Below are 18,991 nucleotides of genomic sequence, written 5' to 3' on the forward strand. Positions count from 1 at the left end.
TTTCGAGAAGCTTGACAAGATAGCTAGTTTCTCGTTGCAACTTCACTGCTTCCCAAGCCACAATCAATTTTAGATATTTCTGGCTTGATTTAACAAAACAACGAACCCGAGTCAATTAGCAACTTTAGAGGTTTACGCCATGTACAGTGCTTATATCAATCGGATTGGCAAATTTTTACCCGGCTCGCCAATTAATAATGATGAGATGGAAGAGTATCTCGGCAAAATTGCCTCGCGCCCTTCGAGAGCCAGGCAGCGAATTCTCAACAGCAACGGCATTCAACAGCGCTACTACGCGATCGACAAACAGCAGCAAACACTATATTCTAACAGCCAAATGGCAGCGTTTGCCGTCCGTGACGCGCTCGCCCAGGGAAATTTGGAACCAGGGGCGATCGACTTATTGGCCTGCGCTACCACTTTACCCGATTTATTAGTACCGGGATTTGCCAGCACAGTACACGGAGAACTTTCCGAATTATCTCCTCTAGAAATAGTGTCAACTCAAGGAGTTTGCTGTGCCGGAGTTAGTGCTTTAAATTACGCCGCATCCCAAATCGAACTCGGCAAAAAACAAACAGCAATTGCCGTCGCTTCCGAATTTCCCTCGCGCCTGTTCAAAAACACCAAATTTGAAGCTGAAACTTCCGTCCAAGCGGGAAAACCCCTGCCTTTCGATACAGAATTTCTGCGCTGGATGCTCTCCGATGGTTCCGGAGCCTTTTTGCTGCAAAACCATCCCAACTCCACGGGAATTAGTTTAAAAATAGAATGGATTGAACTCGTTTCTCATGCCAACGCCTATCCTGTTTGTATGTATTCAGGATTAGCAAACGAAACATCAACCAAAAGCTGGCTGGATTATTCCTCCTACCTTGATGCAGCCACAGCGGGAGCTTTTGACTTGCGGCAAAATATTCGCTTGTTGGACAATGTAATGAAATTAGGCGTTGAAGGTTGGCTGCGGTTGATTAAATCAGGGAGGGTTTGTCCGCAAGAAATAGACTGGTTGCTTTGCCACTACTCGTCTCATTTTTTCCGGGGACAAATTGTAGAACTTCTGGAACAAGCAGGCTGCATGATTCCCGAGGAAAAATGGTTTACTAACTTGTATACGCGGGGAAATACAGGCTGCGCTTCGATTTATTTAATGTTAGAGGAATTGTTCAACTCTGGCAAGTTGCAGCCCGGGCAAAAAATCTTTTGCTTTGTGCCGGAAAGCGGGCGCTTTACAACCGCTTACATGATGTTAACTGCTGTCGAAAATACCAATCAACCTATAATTTCTCAAATTTCTAACTTTCTTGAGGTTCCCGAAGCTTCGCCTCTAGAAAGTGTTAAACCTGAACAGCCCAACTCTCCGCAAGCTTATTTGTTGCGGGAGTTAGCATGGATTTGGCTGAAGTTCGATCGCGAAATTCGTTCTGTTCCCATTGTCCGCAAATTGTACCGGGGAGAGTTTACAATAGAAGACTATCAAGCTTTACTTTGCAATCTGCGCCCGCAAGTGGTCGAGGGAGCTCGCTGGATTGCTCGCGCTGCTTCTAACATGAGTGATTTTCGACTGCGATCGACTTTTATCGGTCACGCTCAAGACGAACACCGCGACTATCAAATGCTAGAACAAAATTATGTTGCTGTGGGCGGTGAATTGTCAAAAATTGTGGAATATGATAAGAATATTGGCAGCGAAGCACTGTCAGCTTTTATCTTCCACCAAGCATCGCGGGAAAATCCGGTTGATTTAATTGGCAGTATGTTTATCATCGAAGGATTGGGCAATCGGTTGGCAGGAAAATGGGCAAAACAAATTCAAGAAACTCTCGGTTTACAAGATGAACAAGTATCGTTTTTAGCTTATCACGGAGCTAACGACGAGTCGCACCTCGGCAAACTGGAAAATTTGATTAATGCCGAATGGATGACAGATGATATAGCCCGCCGCATTGTCAAAACCGCTCGCGTCACTGCTCGTTTATATTTGCTGCAATTGGAGGAAATTCGCTAATGCAAAAGCTGCAAAAACAAGATACCGAAAATCTCCCAGATGAGCGAAAAATCCCTTACGCTACCAAACCTTACAACCGCCGAGATCCGAATGTTTGGGACGTGCTGTTTTGCGATCGGTCGATTCCCGTCGATTTAGTGGCAAAAGCCTACATGATGCGGGATTTGCAAAGCTGGACTCGCAGTTATTTGCTCATCCCGATCAAAGTAATTGCTAACGTATTGCTGGCGGTAATTATGACAACAAAGCGCTTATTGCCCTTTCAATTTCGCGCTTACACTTTAATGCACAAATCGGCTGCATTTTTCCTGAATAACTTTGTCTCGCCAGAAGCTTGTTATTTAATAGTCCGGCACATCTGCGCCGGCTCCAACATTATCAACTTCTTGATTGATAACGGCCCCGACACCCAGATTGAAAAGTCAAAGCTTTATCCGCGCACAGTTAGCGATTTAGCTGACAATGCGTTTCTCGAACACGACTTAATTCTCTATAACTTTGTCTGGGATTACAACCAGGCAATGCTGACAAATCCTAACTGGTTGCAGGCAGTCAAAAAACGCGGAATTAATTATGATAGCATTCAACCAGTAGAAGTTTCAATAGATTTTGAAAAACGCAGATGGCTCAAAATTCTGGATTTAGAATCGGCGATCGAGCTGTTTAAAGTTTTTTATTCTCTGTGTTTGACTAGCGACGAATTTGCGCGAGCAGTGATGTCGCTTCAGTTAGATGAAAACTTCGGAGTTTACGTCAGCGAGATTACTGGAAATTGCGACTGGAATCATGTAATTGTCAACCGCCACCCGCTAGCGCCAAACAGTCCGTTTAATGCGGCACGCGACTTGTTTTTGCACGGGATAATTTCGGAATATCTCTATCGGTATTTGGAACTGCAAAAAGAGATGAACTAAACTCCGATTAAATAACCCTAAATACCGTAGGGGTGGGTTTTACCAAAAATATTTAATAACCGCAAACAATCTAGCTAAACCCGCCCCATACAACTAATAATCTACATCAACCCTTTCTTTGATAGAATAAAAAAAATGTAGATTCCAATTGACCGTTGAGCGGGGCGGGTTTACGAGATTGTTTGTTTTAGGTTAGGCATAGATGGTTGGTAAAACCCGCCCTTACGCAATCATAAATTATAGTGGATTTTTCAGGTAAAGTTAATAGGAAAACTCAAGCTGCTGCTAGCTGTAAGTATTCCGTTGATTTCGGCAAATTCTGATTCACAACAATCCATTTACCTGTAATCGGGTCGCGGTAAGTAATAAACGGATTGGATTTTAAGGGTTCACTGCAAGGTTTAGCCGCCATTTGTACACACTCCCAAAAACTGGTATTGAATAACTACTACAACACCATACCTTTAATCATCGGATGTTTTGCCTAAAATCCGCGTGATTTATACCTGAACAATAGGTGATATTTTAGGTATGGTTTGGTGACAGATAGCACGGCCTAATGTGATTGAAAACTGCGTTGGCAGTGAGCAGTATCACCAAAAAGCATCCGTAAAAAAAATCTGCCTTTTGGCTTTTACCTTCTACCTTCAAGAGGGCGACTATTTTAGTGTAGATCTGATATTATTAAGTAAGGTAAAGACGTTTATCAGAGATCCCCTCACAAACTTATGGTGCTATTTGGATTTGGCAAAAAGTCGAGCCTGCCCTCTCCCCAAGAGGCATTACCGGGACGGGCAGAGTCGATGTCGGTACCGGCAAGTCACTTTGTTAACGGCAATCCGCTCAAACCTCCCTTTCCAAACGGCATGGAGACTGCCTTGTTTGGCCTGGGCTGTTTTTGGGGAGCAGAACGCAAATTTTGGCAGCAAAATGGAGTTTTTTCGACGGCTGTTGGCTACGCAGCCGGGATTACTCCAAATCCTACTTACAACGAAGTTTGCAGCGGGATGACGGGACATAACGAAGTAGTTCTGGTTGTGTTCGATCCGAAAGTAATTAGTTACGAAACGCTGCTCAAAGTTTTTTGGGAAAGTCACAATCCTACTCAAGGAATGCGTCAGGGCAATGATTCTGGTACTCAGTACCGATCGGGAATTTACACGTATTCAGCTACTCAAATGCAGCAAGCTGAAGCTTCGCGAGATGCTTACCAGCAGGCTTTGACGGCGGCCGGTTACGGCAAGATTACCACTGAGATTATTGAGGCTCCTGAGTTTTATTACGCAGAAAGCTATCACCAACAGTATCTTGCTAAAAACCCGAACGGTTATTGCGGTTTGGGCGGTACTAAGGTTTGTTTGCCTGCTATGTCTCAGGCTTAAAACTTGACTCAGCTTAGGGATAGGGACACATAGAGCGGGACACAACATTATTGTTGTGTCCCTACAAAATGGATGAGGACACAACATTGTTGTGTCCCTACACAAGAGGGCTTATAGGCAGCAACAAAAAGCTGAATATGTTAGTAGTTTAAAACAGGTATTAAATGTTGAGTGCTGTTGTAATTATCAATCTACTAATATCTCTGGTTTGCTTTTATATCGCTGCGAAGGTGTGGAAAATCAGGCGGACGATCGCACTTTTAGAAATTCGGATCGCAGCAATCGAACGCTGTAGCAGCAATGTCCTCAGCACGTCGCCGGATTTTCTTGCTAACAGGCAGCAAGGTACCCGCCAACTGCGACGGCGTTATCAACAATTAGAATTGCAACTGCAACAAGTTCAGCAACTTTTGGGATTGCTGGGTTTGGGACGGACACTTTGGCGGAGGCGCGCTCGACCTTTGAGGTAAGCTATCCTAAAACAGTCGCCCGTGCTGACTCCCTAGGATTGTCAACAATATTTCTACCTTTGCAAAGGGCTGCGATCGGGCAAACGTGCCTAAAATTGGTGTATAGAGAGAAGTTATACAAATGTCAACTAAACGTTCAGGATTCTTTATTGGCGGTTTGCTTGTGGGTTCTGCGATCGGGGCCGTGACTGGGTTGCTGATGGCACCGCGAACGGGCAAGGAGACGCGACAGATATTGAAAAAATCGGCTGATGCTTTGCCGGAGTTGGCGGAAGATTTATCTACTAGCGTGCAGTTGCAGGCCGATCGACTTTCTGAAACTGCAATCCGAAATTGGGACGAAACTTTGATTAGACTCAAAGAGGCGATCGCGGCAGGTCTGGAGGCGACTCAGCGGGAACGCCAAACGCTGTCGGAAACTGAAGTCGAAGTGAGTCCCCCGTTGCGCCCTCCCGTCCGCTAAATGACATGAAATCCCAAACCCCAAATCCCAGATTCAAGTGAGCGATCCCATATTTTGGCTAGGACTTTCGATTTTTCTAGTGGCAGTTAGCCTGACTGCTGTTTTAGTGACTTTAATACCTGCAGTGCAAGCCCTGGCCAGGGCGGCGCGCAGCGTGGAAAAGCTCGCTGACACGCTTTCTCGCGAATTTCCGCCCACTTTGGAGGCGATTCGGTTGACGGGGCTGGAAATTAGCGAGTTGACAGATGATGTCAGCGAGGGAGTACAAAGTGCGGGCGAGGTTGTCAAACAGGTCGATCGGAGTATTGGTAGCGCTAAAAAGCAGGCGCAAAACGTGCAGGTAACAACTCGCAGCGTCGTGACTGGGATTAAGGCTGCTTGGAAAACTTTAACTAGGAAGCCGCCCGTGTCTGGGACAAATCGCCGATCGACAGAGAGATTATCGCCGAGTCAAAGAAGTGCGATTTCGCTGAGGGATTCGGGTTTGGAGGATAGGTATTCTGGGCCTTACGGTGCGGGTGCGAGTAATGGGGAATCGCCACGGTTGAGGGGTAGCGATGGTTCGGGTTTGCCGGGGGATGCGGAAGATTTTGAAGAAGTGCGATCGAACGATTCTTGATTGCACCCAATTCCTCATCATCCCTCCACAGCACACCCATCCCACCAGCAAGGATTGCGATCGATAAAATCCATCAAAGCATCATACTTAGGCGAACCCTTTTGTTCCACATATTCCAAAGCGCCCCAACTTCCCCACTTACTAAATCCACCCACGTCCACAAAGTGCATGAAAAGACTGCCTCCAGCTTGTTTCCAACTATTCAGTAATTGGGTGTACATATCATACATTTCTGGACGCCTATTTAATTCCATAAAAAACTCAGTCAGTTTTTCGTTATTCTCCACTCCTTCAGTACCTACAATATGTTGACCGCCCTCGTAAACAAATAACTTGAGACCTTTTTTTTGAGCCACATCTAAAAAATACTTAAAGTCATTATCAACATCTGGCAAACTATCTTTGAAGCCAGGAAGTAACCCGCCCTCTCTTAATTGCTTAAAAGCTTTTCCAAACCCGCCATCTGCGTCCTTCAACCAAGACTCTACTGTGCTGACACTTTCTTTTCCGCCCAAGTTGCCGCTAAAATATCCAGCTATGGCTACGGCATCAATCCCGTGTTGATAACAAGGTTTATTGCCCTCAGCTACCCAAGAGGAACACTCTAAAGCATAAGTTTCTAAATCTCTCCAGCCTCTTTGAACTCCTAAAACGCAGACAACTCGATTCTTTTGATCCTCAAAAACACCTTTCCAGATATCGCACATTTGAGCAGTACGCATTCCGTACCACTGCATAAAAGCATCGCCTTTATCTCCCCACTTCGCTTTACCTTGTTCCAAAGCATAATGCGATTGTGGAAATGACCAATTCCAAACCTCATTAGAATACTCTACATAAACTTTCAGCTTTGGATCTACACTATCTTTTACCCTTTTAGCAAAGTTAGTCATATATTCATCAGTAGCCTGATGCGGGATATTAAACCAGGGTTCTGCTTGGACTTTGTTAGCTAAATTCACCATAACTTCTATGGGAACATTTCCTCTATAAGCATAGGATACGCTTTCTGGTTTAGGTCGGTTTGACCAGTCTTTTTGTTCCGAACCATTTGTTCCCATCCAGTCCATAAAACGCAAAACTTTAAACTTTTTAATCTTGTCTATAAACAGCGGATTAAATATTTCACCGCTTTGATAAAGCTGTTCATCTTGGGATCGAACAACTTTAATATTGCGGATATAGTTCCCTGTTTTCTTTGGATCGGTAGCAGTAATTGTAATCATTATGCCTCCGCCTTGTGTGGCATCAACATTAATAATATCCCTCCCGGGTTTCGACGCAGCCTCATCTTTTTTGGCATCATAGGTATATTCGATCGCACCTTCACCCTCATAACTAACAATATATTGCCCTGAAGGATAGCGATTGGGGATTTCCCTAAGTAATAGGGTACTTACCCTAGTATATTTAGGAGCATCTTCGGGCGAGGGGAGAGACTTCACCCACCCATTTTCATCAACATTTAAAAGATTATACTCCTCTGTATCCCATTCACCTTTACAGTTTGGTTGTCCGCTGACGCATTGAGTTATCCATTGTCTAGAAGATTTGAAAGCATCTAAAAAGGGTAATTGTGTGGAGTAGTCAGCAATACCATTAAGCCCAACTCCTAAAGAAGAGCGAGAATTTGATGTATTTTGTACATCTGCACGCACAGCTACTTTGTTATCTACTTGCCGTGCTGCTGTGGGAGCAATATTAGTTGTTAAAGCCCAACATCCGGGAATGAAAATGACAAAAATTAATAAACCAAGGACAAAGCCCAGAGCTTTTTTGTTCGATCGGATACTTAATCGAGACATAATTTTGACTGATTTTATTGTTTTAGGTAAAATCCGAGCGGTAAGACAGTTTTAATTTTGATATCTTATCAAAAAGTTCCTTCTAAAACTATCAGCTATAAGATTATTAACATTTTTGCCTCTCAGTGGAGGGGCGATCGCCCTTTCTGTCCCCAAGTGCGATCGCCCATCTAACCGTCTTTATGCAAGTCTTCTGTTTTCGTAGTTTCTGAAGTTGAAGGGAATGTTAATTGGATGTTAATATCCATTGATATTGTACTTTGCTCCAGCCAACCTATATTAACTATCTTTATTAATGCTTCTGTAGGTACAGAATTATTTATTTTAAATTCAGGACAAGACTGAGTTTTATATCCGGCTTCCTCTAGCCGATCGCAAATATTGCGCCAATTTCCTACAGGTTCATTAGGTACATCTGCGATTTTTTTAACATATTGGTATAAAGTTTTACATAAATAAACCTCTGCACTTTTGGAACTCTGAAACAGTTGGCGGGCGATTTCGGCGGGACTGCAACCGGAAAGCAATCCTCGCAGGTAAAGTTTTTCTGTTTCTGTTAGTCCCCTTCGCGATCGAGGAGAGATTTGCCGTTTAGCTTCTGCAAAAGCTTGGTACAGCCTTTCTAAATCCCAGTGTTTGGCGGCTTCGGCAAATAAGTCTTCCTTTGAGGCCATTTTCGGGTGCGGTGAGATGTGGCTAACGATAGCATAACCGAAATTGCTAGCGTTTGTTAGTTGTTTGGTAGCGGTAGCTAGTGTATTATTTTACTAAGACTAAATATATAAGTGTAAATACTTAAATAAACGGGGAGGCGCGATCGCTTCAACTAACGTCAAAGCTAGTATTTGCAAAAGGCAGACAACGCTAAGTAAAGTTTTGTAACAAAAAAGCAGTATTTTGCATAAAACTTGCGGACTCAGCCTGATAGATAAATAGAGCTTTAGAAGTACCGCTACTGTTGCGGTTCATCGTGGCTAAGGGTTCATTAGGGCGATCGGCCGATCGGCTTTTACAACAAACAGTTTATTTAATCCAAGCAAACACAGGGCAAGTCTATGTACTTATCTCTAATCAACACGGGAGAATAACGTGTCTAATTTTTTCACGCCTGAATTTAATAACGAAAGTGCGATCGGGCTTTTGCTCAGCTAACAGTTCTAGACAAAAACAGACATATCGAGCCATCAAACCTCTATTTGAGAAACAAAGGAAAAAATGACATCAGAATTTAACAGTACCTCTGGCTATGGCTTGGTGAACGCAGCGGCAGCAGTTGCCGGTGCAACTGGACAAGCCACATTTACAGATGTCCCTGATTTGGGCGGTAATAGTTGGGGAAACGATTTGGTCAAAGCTCCCGAAGCTTGGGCAAAAGGATACACGGGCCAAGGAATTGTTGTTGCCGTCATTGACAGTGGTGTAGACATTACTCACGAAGACCTCAAAAACAATATTTGGCAAAATCCCGGCGAAATCCCAGGAAATGGTATTGATGATGATGGAAACCTCAAAGTTGATGACATCAACGGCTGGAATTTTGGCACACGCACTAACGCGAACGGTGACAACGATGTTAAACCTGGTACTAATGATCCAGGGCAGGCTCACGGTACTCATGTTGCTGGTACGATCGCAGCCGCAAACAACAATTTAGGTATCAGTGGTGTTGCCTACAATGCCAAGATCATGCCGATTAGGTTGGGAGATACTAGAAACAACTCATACATCAATAATGGCAGTTTGAGCGACGCCATCCGGTATGCGGCTGATATGGGTGCCAATGTCATCAACATGAGTCTGGATGTGGAAAAAGGATATTCTGCATTGCAAGAAGCCATAGCCTATGCAGCTAGTAAAAATGTTGTTGTTGTCAGTAGTGCTGGAAATGGAGATGAGAAGGGTAATGGTCTACCTTCGCCTGCGTTTCCTGCGGGCTATGCCACTCAATATGGCATCGCTGTAGGTGCTGTAAATATAAATAAAGAGATTGCTAATTTTTCCAATCTGGCAGGTTCAGATAACAAGATGGCGTATATAGTTGCGCCCGGAGTAGAAGTTTATTCAACTTTACCTACTAAACCTACTGAAAAGTACGGTTTTTCTAACGGTACATCAATGGCTGCACCTCATGTCGCAGGCGTTGCAGCCTTAATGCTGAGTGCAAATCCTAGCCTGACTCCACAGCAAGTACGTCAGATATTAACTGATTCTGCTACGGGTCTCAGCAACAACGTGCCAGTGGTCGCACCCCCTCCACTACTATTCCTTTCTCCACTGCCACCAGAGCCACCCAGACCACAAGTACCATTGATCCCGCCGGTAAGGCCGACACCGCAAGATCCAACACCAACGCCAGTAACTCCCACACCGACACCAACGCCAGTAACTCCCACACCGACACCAACGCCAGTAACTCCCACACCGATCCTAGGAACAGCAATAATCACAACGCCCCAACCGAATGCTACAGGCAATGGGAATCCGACAGGACTACCGCAAAATCTTAGCGGGTCTGACTTTTACTTCTTAACAGACAATCCTGATACAGCCATCCCAACAGTCGCTATTGGTAAAGGAATTATAGGCCTATCCGGCAATGACTTTCTGACAGGCGCAGAGGGTGCTGACACCATTAGCGCCAATCAAGGTGCCGATCAAGTAATTGGACTAGGTGGTGACGATATCTTATTAGGCGGGAAAGGCTCAGATTTCATTGACGGCGGTGCTGCTAACGATTTTCTGCGAGGAAACAATGATAACGATACCCTGATCGGAGGAGACGGCAATGATGTTCTCTTAGGCGGTCAAGGAAATGATATCCTCACTGGCGGAGCTGGCAACGATATACTCAATGGCGAGCGCGGTCAAGATATTCTCACAGGTGGCGACGGCAATGATGCCTTTATATTAACGCTAGAGCCGAGTGCTTCTACGATTAATCAAGCTGATGTCATTGCAGACTTCCGCCCTGGAGATAGCTTTGGTTTGAGCGAAGGCCTCACTTTTTCTGCTCTGACGTTTGAGCCTGTTAGTTTACAGCTTGATGGAGGTAGTTCTGTCAATTCTACTGCTATTAAACGGGGTGACAATTATTTGGCTATTGTCTCTGGAGTAGCTCAAAGCGCTCTAAATGCAAATGTTTTCTTTACTGCACAGCCTTGATTAATTAATGGCGATCGCGCTTATTTTCCGAAAGTGCGATCGCTCCCTATTTGCCTCCAACATCGGTATCTACCAAAGTCTGACAGCCGACAACTAAACCTTTGTAACCAAAAATTAGAATTTTGCATAAAAATCGCAGATTCATACAGATAAAAACTATAGAGATTTCTGAAGTTTAGACATCTTTGCCAATCAAAGCTAAAGACGCCTAAATAAAGATACTATCAAGAACATCACACATAAATAGGTTTATTCAACATGACAGTCAATATCTACGCCCCTTCACCGCAGGACGCTTTAGAGTCAGAAGAAGTTCAGCTAATAAACTTAATCAATCAATATCGCGCTGAAAACGGACTGCCACCCATACCAAAATCCAAGGCACTTACTACCGTTGCTAATCGCCATGTCCAAGATTTAGCAGAAAACGTTGGTACTCTGACTCATGGCTGGAGCGATGCACCCTATGATAGTAGCAATACCGCCACTTGGCCTAATATGTGGAAAGCTCCCCAGCGACTCAATACAGGCTATCTCGGCAATGGTTACGAAAACGCTTTCGGAGGTTCTGGTGAGTTTGTCGCCACAGCGGAAAGTGCTTTTAAGAGTTGGAAAGAAAGTTCCTTACACAACGCTGTCATCCTGAATCAAGGCAGTTCTTGGCAAAACCGACAGTGGAAGGCTTTAGGAGTCGGAATCTACAAAGGATACGCGGTGATGTGGGTTGGCGAGGAAACTGACCCTACAGGCGAACCCTCAATCAGCAGTGCAGCTATACCAACACCAACACCGACACCAACACCAACTTTAGTAGCACAACCTCCACTGATAGAAACACCTCCACCGCCGCCGGTGCCACCTGCACCGCAGCCACCAGGGGTTCCCTCGCCTCAAGACCCTACACCGCCAGACCCAGTACCCCCAGTACCCCCAAGGCCTCCAGTACCGCCGTCGCCACCAACACCAGTACCAGGAGATACATCTATTCGTACCGGTGTCATTATCAATGACTCTAGCTTGCTGAACGCTTTTGATAGCCTATCTAACTCAGCAGCCGCAGGCCTTGCCAATGGCAACTTTGTCCAATTAACCCCAGACAATAATTTTGTCGATTTATCACTTCCAGGTTTAGCAGGAACTCCAAGTGGCGGTGTACTTGCCCTCGAAGGAAATGATACTATCCTAGGCTCATCTGGCAATGATGTAGTCAACGGCAACGCAGGCGCGGATAGTTTGAGAGCTGCTGCTGGCAATGATTTGCTGCGCGGTGGCAAAAATGAAGATCGGATTTTTGGAGACGAGGGGAATGACATCCTCAGTGGTGGCCAAGACAGCGATACCCTTGAAGGTGGCTCAGGCAATGACTTTGTGCGGGGCGGTAGAGGCAATGACCTTTTAATTGGCGGTGACGGTAACGATATTCTGATTGGCGATATTGGTTCAGATACTCTGACTGGTAGCGGTGGATCAGATACGTTTATTCTGATCGCTAATTCTGAAGCAGGAAATCGCGATGCTAATTTAGCCGATCGAATTACTGATTTTGGTCAAGGCGATAGAATTGCGATCGCAGGCAACATTTCCTCAAGCGAACTCCGTTTTAATGCTGTTGGTGTGAACACGGTTATCCAACTAGCAAACGGCGACATTTTAGGCAATGTTCTCAATGTGACACCAGCGACTGTTCAGAGCGCTACATTCATCGTTCCCCTTACAGATTCAGCCCTGCGTTTTGGATAAAATATGACTTGTGGGGCTGGCATCTTGCCTGCCCTTTACTTGTCTAAAAAAAGCGAGCGCCCTTTCTGTCCCCAAGTGCGATCGCCCTTATCTAACTTCTATTCTCCTCACATTACTAAGCAACTGCAAGTTCATATTGCAGAACTAAAATTTCATCGGCTTTTAACATAGCCATAGCATATTCACTCCCTTGACTATCAGCAAACTCCACTAAATACTGACATTCCTTTCCCGTATCGTCATACACTTCAATAATAGTTCCCACAAGTCCAACTGGCAAACTAGAAATAGATGCGTATTCTGGTTCCACTAGCGCTAATCGCGTATTGGAAATCGGCTTGAGAATCGCAACAGAATCCAAAAGTCTAAAGTTTTTGAGCATAGTTTAACAAAAGCTGAAATCCAACAACGGTTAGAATTAGTTGAAGTAATTTCCCAGAAGTACCTTCTCAAGGTTTTTAGGGGCAGGTTTAGTTAGAATATACACGCTTTCAGCGAGTTTACCCATTTCACGCACCCGCCCTCCCCACGCTAGGATTTACCCCTTACTTAGGCCTTAAGTTCGCGCTGCTAAACTCAGAAGCCACAATCATCGACCCAATCCCCGCATCCGTAAATATTTCTTGCAGCAAAGCATGAGGAATTCGACCGTCAATAATGTGAGCACCATTTACACCCTGAGCCAAACTCCGCACACAACAATTAACTTTCGGAATCATTCCCCCAGACACAACTCCCGACTCAACCAACTCTCTTGCTTCTTGAATATCTAACTTAGCAATCAGACTATCCGGCTTGTGATAATCCTCTAAAATTCCCGCAGTATCAGTCATCAAAATCAACTTTTCTGCTCCCAAACCAGCCGCAATTTCCCCAGCCACCGTGTCAGCATTAATGTTGTAAGATTGACCTTTCTCATCGGCTGCCACGCTCGACACCACCGGAATATAACCGCTGTTCACCAAAGACTCCAAAATATTTATTTTCACGCCGCTGACTTCACCAACAAATCCAATTCCTTCCCGACCATCTGGACGAGCTTGAATCAGATTGGCATCCTTGCCGCACAGTCCCACTGCTTTGCCGCCAGCTTGGTTGATTAACGAAACAATTTCCTTATTTACTTTCCCCACCAAAACCATTTCTACAACTTCCATTGTCGCCGCATCAGTCACTCTCAAACCATCCTTAAATTGTGGCTCAATTCCTAATTTTTGCAGCCAAATATTAATTTCCGGGCCGCCGCCGTGAACCACAACCGGACGCATCCCCACGCAAGCTAGCAGCACAATATCCCGAACCACCTTGTCTTTGAGATTGCTATCTTTCATCGCCGCACCGCCATATTTGACCACAATGGTGCGACCGGCAAAGTGTTGAATGTAAGGCAGTGCTTCGGACAGCACCTCTACTCGATTAGTGTCCGAATTCCTAACAAAATCGCTTTGTTTGAGCATGGGTAAATTACAAAAGACTAAAAACTTAATTCTAAACTTTAATGGCTAAAGCACATATTAACAGCCACAAAAATCACTTTTTCCCTTGAAGTTATGGACGCACAGGCTCGATCGCCTTTATTGAACGCCATCCTCAAAAATTTCATAGGTTTTTTTAATAAAGTGATTAAAAATTATGTACTATAACTTATACATTTTTTGCTACAGTCAAGAAATGTATAGCTCCCTTGATTTACTTAACGTTTTATGTTAACTGCTGTCGCCCAAGACTCCGAAAACCTTCAGTACAAGCTACCATCAGAGACTGACTCATCCCCCCGGATGACGGTATTTTGCGATTTAGACGGGCCCATAGTCGATGTGTCCGATCGCTACTACGCCACCTATCAACAGGGATTGGCCGACACTCAAGCAGCTTATCTTGCTAGGGGAATCAACCTCAACCTCCAAATCCTCAGCAAACAGCAGTTTTGGCAAATGAAACAAAACCGAGTGCCCGATGCTGAAATAGCCAAAAGTTCCGGCTTGTCGGGAGAAGAAATTCACGTTTTTCTCGGATGCGTGAGTCAGATTGTCAATCAGCCAGACTTGTTGCACTTAGATCGCATCCAGCCGGGAGTGCAATGGGCGATCGGACTTCTGCACTCCCGCGGCGTGCGACTGATTTTAGTCACCCTGCGGCCGAGAAATCAAGCCGTTCAACTGTTACAAAATTACGGTTTAGCCAGACTGTTTACCAGCATTCGGGGAACTCAGATGGTGGATGCCGCCTATCACAACTATACAGCCTTAAAAACTGAATTGTTGGCTGAAGTTGCAGAAGAATTTGAGTCATCGCTGGGTTCGGCTTGGATGATCGGAGATACAGAAGCAGACATCCTCGCAGGACAAGCATTAGGAATACCTACAATTGCCGTTACCTGCGGAATTCGCAGCCGCTATCAACTACAAAAGCACCAACCTAATTTCATTCTCAGCGACTTGATTATTGCCGTTCATCACTTATTAGGTTCCGGCCAGCAAGTAATAGTAGAATGATTCTAGTTAACAGTAATGAGTTAACAGTTAACTGTTGACTGTTAACTGTTGACTGAGGACTAATGACTAACTAAGGCTTTTCTACATTCCTGGTCATTTCCCACAAGCGGTTGAGGGGAAAATAAATCACCGGAGCCCAAAGACTGCTAAGAATAGCAGAACACAAAGCCACTCGCTGGTGATAGCTCCAAATTTCCAGTAAAGCCCGATCGCCCATAGCAAAAAATTGCAGCCCCATCACCGTTTCCGCTACCACCGCCATCCCAAATACAATTAACGCGATCGGAATCGGATCTCTCTCAACAATATCTGCCGGAATCGACCAGGTTTTCTGCAAAACAACAGTTAGGATTCCGACAACAACTAGACTCACAGCGTGGGTGGGATGAGGAGCCGTCATCGCATCTTGAAGAAACCCCAAAACCAAGCCCATGCTACCAGCCCCCCAAACTGTACGTTTCCGCTTAATACTCCAAGCTACCAACCAAATTAACAGCCAGTTCGGCCCAATTCCCAGCAATTCCATTCCCGGCATCCGAGTGGGCAATATCAGTATGCACAGCATCACAGATAGAAATGTAACTGCGAAATTGAGAAATTGGCGCGATCGCGAAGACATCCGAGATAAAGCTTTCATTGCTGCTGTACTCCCTCAGATGGTGCAGAAGATTGACTCTGCGAATCCTTTGTTTCGGCTTGCTTAGAGTGGGGGTAAACCACCGCCCACTCCAGAGAATTCATCGGTGCAGAGAACTCAACAACAGCTTCTGGAGCCGGAGTTTTATTCATATCCACCGAAACCACTTTTCCCACCGGCAAACCAGGAGGGAACAACTGACTGAAAGAAGAAGTTGAAACCACATCCCCAGGCTTGACATTAGGAACATTATCAAAAAACTCCATCACAGCCTGATTTCCGCCTTTCCCGCGCATAAAACCCATGTGGCGACTGCGGGTAATTCCCACACCCAATTGACTCGTAGCGTCGCTGACTAACAGCACCAAGCTAGTATTAGGAGTAACGCTGACAACCCTGCCTACTAAACCGCCGGGACCCATCACAGTAAAATCTGTTTTAATGCCATCGTTACTGCCGCGACCCAAGGTTACTTGCTGCCACCAGTGGTCGGCGCTCCGACCGACAATAGGAGCTACAATTCCTTGAGGTTTCTTACCCGAAACGTAACCTAAAAGCTCTTTTAGCTTCTGATTTTGATTTTCTAATTCTAATAGCTGCGCTTGCAATTCTTGAGTGCGCGCCGAGATCAGCTCCTCTTGCCCTGAGCCGTTGGCGTGAAACGGACGAGTCACCCAATTGTAAACTTCAAATACTGCCGCACCTTGTGTTTGCCGAACTCCCCAAGCGGCAGTTACAGCTAAACCTAAAAGAGCAATTTGCAGCCGCAGATCCCACCACTTTCGGAATGTATTTTTTAGCATAATTTCAGTAATCTAAAATTGTTATCTCAGGATTTTAGATTTGAGATTGCAGCCGTATTTCTAAATCCACAATCCCAAATTTGTTAACTACATATTACGCGACGACTGCCCGCTGAAAACCCGTTCCAACTGTTTGTTTTCCAATACCCTACCAGTTCCCAAAACCACGCAGCACAGCGGATCGGCTGCCACGTGAGTGACAATTCCTGTTTCGTGACTGATCAGAGTATCTAAACCTTTCATCAGCGCGCCACCACCAGCGAGCATAATTCCCCTGTCAATAATATCTGCTGCTAATTCCGGCGGGGTGCGTTCCAAAGTACGCTTGACAGCTTCCACAATTACTGAAAGCGGTTCCGACATACTTTCACGAATTTCAGGGCCTTTGATAGTAACAGTTCGCGGCAAACCAGACAGTAAGTGCAAGCCGCGCACTTCCATCATTACGTCGTCATCCTCTGGAGTTGGATATGCAGAACCCACCTGAATCTTAATTTCTTCAGCAGTGCGTTCGCCGATGACCAAATTGTGAACTTTTTTCATGTATTGGACGATCGCCTCGTTGAGTTCGTCGCCGGCTACCCGCACAGATTCGCTGATCACCGTACCTTGCAAACTCAAAACCGCAACTTCCGTCGTACCCCCGCCGATATCTATAATCATATTACCAGTCGCCTCAGCAACAGGCAGTCCAGCCCCGATCGCCGCAGCGATAGGTTCATCAATTAACCGCACTTCTCTAGCACCCGCCTGAGTCGCCGCCTCAATGACAGCACGCCTCTCTACTCCGGTGACACCGCTGGGGATGCCAATAATTATCCGCGGCGAAACTAAGCTTCGGCCTTCGTGAACCCTGCGGATAAAAGTCTTGAGCATTAGTTCGGCCGTATCGAAGTCTGCGATTACCCCGTCGCGAAGCGGGCGCAGTGCTATGACGTTCCCGGGCGTGCGCCCGAGCATTTTTTTAGCTTCTTCTCCAACAGCCAGCGGTATTTTTAAGTCTTGGTCGATCGCCACTACAGAAGGTTCCTGCAGAACAATACCTTTGCCCGATACATAAACGAGCGTGTTAGCAGTACCGAGGTCGATACCCATATCTCTAGATAACGAAAATCGATTGAGAAGACCCACTGATTTGTACCCCCCCCAAAAACTAAAATACTATTGTGTGCAATAATGTTGTTACAAAAATGTAACCGAGGTGGATTCTATTACGTTTTTCATCCTGAGTCTAGTCAGAAATGTACATTGTCGAGCTCAGGTTGAGCGCAGACTTGCCAATCATCCACCATCAATATGTTCTGCTAAGTGGGTGTACAATCAGGATGAAGCCTCACAAGCGTTGTTCCAAGTTCAGTTTGGAGGCTAATGCGCGTGTGGACTGTTTAACTACATCACCGATCGACCACATTCCCAAAAAAGTTTATGAGTCTTAATGTTGTGACTTTAGTAGGCCGCGTCGGCGGCGACCCGGACGTGAAGTATTTTGAGTCGGGTACAGTTAAGTGTAGTTTGACGCTGGCAGTGAACCGCAGAACCAAGAACAGCGATCAACCAGACTGGTTCAATCTGGAAATCTGGGGTAAAACAGCGCAGATTGCTGCTGACTACGTTCGCAAAGGCTCTCTAATTGGCGTCACAGGCTCTTTGAAGTTCGATCGCTGGCAAGACCGCAATACGGGTTCAAATCGCTCGAAGCCGGTAATTAAGGTAGACCATTTAGACTTGCTGGGTTCCAAACGCGACAACGAGTCGGGTATGTCGCAAAACAACAGCGAATTCTAGCGTTTGGGGAATTTGGGAAGTAATATTTGTGAATTGGGTGGGTGCTCGTGACTTCAGAAAAGTTAGAAATTGTTCAAACTGAGTACCAAGCTGGGCAAGTAGCTTTTGAGAGTGGCCGGTATGCTGAAGCTGTGCAAAGTTTAGAAACAGCTACCGGTTTAGTCGATCGAAATTCCCGGTTGGGCGGTGAGGTGCAGATGTGGCTAGTGACAGCCTACGAAGCCTCTGGCAATACAGAAAGGGCGATCGAGCTTTGCCGGAACCTCACCCGCCATCCCCGCCAAGAAACCCGCCAACAAGCAAAGCGCTTGCTATTCATTCTCGAAGCTCCCAAACTCACTATCCCTCCTGAATGGATGGTGAAAATCCCTGATTTGGCAGCTTTAGATGAAAATCAATCAATCAGTTTTCAAGCAAATCCGAACGCTGATATCAAGTACGCTAAACCCCAGCCCAGCGTACCAGAACCGGTAGATTTAAGTCAGGTTAATACCAAAGACAATCGATTTATCTGGGTAGCTTTAATGGCTATCATAATTACTTTAGCAAGCTTAATTTGGTTTATTTAGCTCACGTAAGACTTATAGTTTATCAACTGTTGGACATGAAAAATAATCGTAATTGCTCAACTAGGGGAAAAAAGGGAGCCATGAATAGAGAGGGCTTGTTGAATAGCTTGATAAGCAGTTAAGCCCTGCCTTTTACCCG

At 45.4% G+C, this 18,991-nt stretch carries 19 protein-coding genes; 11 read left to right on the forward strand and 8 right to left on the reverse strand.

The genetic code is table 11. From position 1 onward, the window contains the following. Window positions 1-139: 139 nt before the first annotated feature. Window positions 140-2,008, forward strand: coding sequence for a 3-oxoacyl-[acyl-carrier-protein] synthase III C-terminal domain-containing protein (locus tag E5S67_RS00640; RefSeq protein WP_172184463.1), 1,869 nt, complete (start codon window positions 140-142; stop codon window positions 2,006-2,008). Beyond that, window positions 2,008-2,922, forward strand: coding sequence for a DUF6999 family protein (locus E5S67_RS00645; protein ID WP_172184465.1), 915 nt, complete (start codon window positions 2,008-2,010; stop codon window positions 2,920-2,922). Before E5S67_RS00640 ends, E5S67_RS00645 begins: the two co-directional genes overlap by 1 nt. A 274-nt stretch (window positions 2,923-3,196) precedes the next feature. On the opposite strand, the gene E5S67_RS00650 is transcribed toward E5S67_RS00645, so the two are convergent. Then, complete coding sequence (locus E5S67_RS00650; RefSeq protein WP_172184467.1) at window positions 3,197-3,334, reverse strand: hypothetical protein; 138 nt, start codon at window positions 3,332-3,334, stop codon at window positions 3,197-3,199. A gap of 316 nt (window positions 3,335-3,650) precedes the next feature. Here E5S67_RS00650 and msrA point away from each other — a divergent pair, with 316 nt between their 5' ends. From msrA to E5S67_RS00670, 4 genes are all read left to right on the forward strand, one after another. Beyond that, window positions 3,651-4,304: a peptide-methionine (S)-S-oxide reductase MsrA gene (msrA, locus tag E5S67_RS00655; RefSeq protein ID WP_172184469.1), complete on the forward strand. Its 654-nt coding sequence runs from the start codon at window positions 3,651-3,653 to the stop codon at window positions 4,302-4,304. A gap of 164 nt (window positions 4,305-4,468) precedes the next feature. Next, window positions 4,469-4,774, forward strand: coding sequence for a hypothetical protein (locus E5S67_RS00660; protein ID WP_172184471.1), 306 nt, complete (start codon window positions 4,469-4,471; stop codon window positions 4,772-4,774). A 121-nt stretch (window positions 4,775-4,895) separates the two neighbouring features. Further along, the gene (locus E5S67_RS00665; RefSeq protein WP_172184473.1) at window positions 4,896-5,237 is read left to right on the forward strand and encodes a YtxH domain-containing protein; all 342 of its coding nucleotides are present in this window, start codon (window positions 4,896-4,898) and stop codon (window positions 5,235-5,237) included. A 37-nt stretch (window positions 5,238-5,274) separates the two neighbouring features. Continuing rightward, the gene (locus tag E5S67_RS00670) at window positions 5,275-5,856 is read left to right on the forward strand and encodes a DUF948 domain-containing protein (RefSeq protein ID WP_172184475.1); all 582 of its coding nucleotides are present in this window, start codon (window positions 5,275-5,277) and stop codon (window positions 5,854-5,856) included. A gap of 17 nt (window positions 5,857-5,873) precedes the next feature. Here the strand turns inward: E5S67_RS00670 and E5S67_RS00675 are convergent, their stop codons facing one another. Then, a complete protein-coding gene (locus E5S67_RS00675; protein ID WP_172184477.1) occupies window positions 5,874-7,661 on the reverse strand; it encodes a cellulose-binding protein in 1,788 nt (595 codons plus the stop codon). Between the two features lie 170 nt (window positions 7,662-7,831). Next, complete coding sequence (locus tag E5S67_RS00680) at window positions 7,832-8,335, reverse strand: helix-turn-helix transcriptional regulator (protein ID WP_172184479.1); 504 nt, start codon at window positions 8,333-8,335, stop codon at window positions 7,832-7,834. A 541-nt stretch (window positions 8,336-8,876) separates the two neighbouring features. Between E5S67_RS00680 and E5S67_RS32995 the strand changes: the two genes are divergently transcribed. Then, on the forward strand, window positions 8,877-10,823 hold the full coding sequence (locus tag E5S67_RS32995) for a S8 family serine peptidase (protein WP_281363506.1): 1,947 nt from the start codon (window positions 8,877-8,879) through the stop codon (window positions 10,821-10,823). 258 nt (window positions 10,824-11,081) lie between these two features. Beyond that, window positions 11,082-12,563, forward strand: a complete 1,482-nt coding sequence (locus tag E5S67_RS00690; protein WP_172184481.1) for a CAP domain-containing protein — start codon at window positions 11,082-11,084, stop codon at window positions 12,561-12,563. A 115-nt stretch (window positions 12,564-12,678) separates the two neighbouring features. Here E5S67_RS00690 and E5S67_RS00695 read toward each other — a convergent pair whose 3' ends face one another. Continuing rightward, window positions 12,679-12,945 carry a DUF4926 domain-containing protein gene (locus E5S67_RS00695; RefSeq protein ID WP_172184483.1) on the reverse strand — a complete coding sequence of 89 codons (267 nt, stop codon included), beginning with the start codon at window positions 12,943-12,945 and terminating at the stop codon, window positions 12,679-12,681. A gap of 163 nt (window positions 12,946-13,108) precedes the next feature. Beyond that, entirely contained in the window at window positions 13,109-14,020 is a 912-nt protein-coding gene (gene argB / locus E5S67_RS00700; protein ID WP_172184485.1) for an acetylglutamate kinase, read from the reverse strand. 246 nt (window positions 14,021-14,266) lie between these two features. On the opposite strand from argB, the gene E5S67_RS00705 reads away from it, so the two are divergent. After that, a complete protein-coding gene (locus tag E5S67_RS00705; RefSeq protein WP_172184487.1) occupies window positions 14,267-15,058 on the forward strand; it encodes an HAD family hydrolase in 792 nt (263 codons plus the stop codon). A gap of 70 nt (window positions 15,059-15,128) precedes the next feature. On the opposite strand, the gene mreD is transcribed toward E5S67_RS00705, so the two are convergent. The 3 genes from mreD to E5S67_RS00720 form a co-directional block, all read right to left on the reverse strand. Beyond that, window positions 15,129-15,695 (reverse strand): rod shape-determining protein MreD, encoded by a 567-nt coding sequence (gene mreD, locus E5S67_RS00710; protein ID WP_172184489.1) that lies wholly within the window; start codon window positions 15,693-15,695, stop codon window positions 15,129-15,131. Further along, window positions 15,692-16,498, reverse strand: coding sequence for a rod shape-determining protein MreC (gene mreC / locus E5S67_RS00715; protein ID WP_172184491.1), 807 nt, complete (start codon window positions 16,496-16,498; stop codon window positions 15,692-15,694). Before mreC ends, mreD begins: the two co-directional genes overlap by 4 nt. A gap of 87 nt (window positions 16,499-16,585) precedes the next feature. Next, window positions 16,586-17,593 carry a rod shape-determining protein gene (locus tag E5S67_RS00720; protein WP_006632285.1) on the reverse strand — a complete coding sequence of 336 codons (1,008 nt, stop codon included), beginning with the start codon at window positions 17,591-17,593 and terminating at the stop codon, window positions 16,586-16,588. Between the two features lie 330 nt (window positions 17,594-17,923). Here E5S67_RS00720 and E5S67_RS00725 point away from each other — a divergent pair, with 330 nt between their 5' ends. Both E5S67_RS00725 and E5S67_RS00730 read left to right on the forward strand, forming a co-directional pair. Next, window positions 17,924-18,283, forward strand: a complete 360-nt coding sequence (locus tag E5S67_RS00725; RefSeq protein ID WP_172184493.1) for a single-stranded DNA-binding protein — start codon at window positions 17,924-17,926, stop codon at window positions 18,281-18,283. A 47-nt stretch (window positions 18,284-18,330) separates the two neighbouring features. Further along, window positions 18,331-18,852 (forward strand): tetratricopeptide repeat protein, encoded by a 522-nt coding sequence (locus E5S67_RS00730; RefSeq protein ID WP_172184495.1) that lies wholly within the window; start codon window positions 18,331-18,333, stop codon window positions 18,850-18,852. The last annotated feature ends 139 nt before the right edge of the window (window positions 18,853-18,991 follow it).

Source organism: Microcoleus asticus IPMA8 (assembly GCF_013179805.1).
In the GTDB taxonomy this organism is placed as follows: Bacteria; Cyanobacteriota; Cyanobacteriia; order Cyanobacteriales; family Microcoleaceae; genus Microcoleus; species Microcoleus asticus.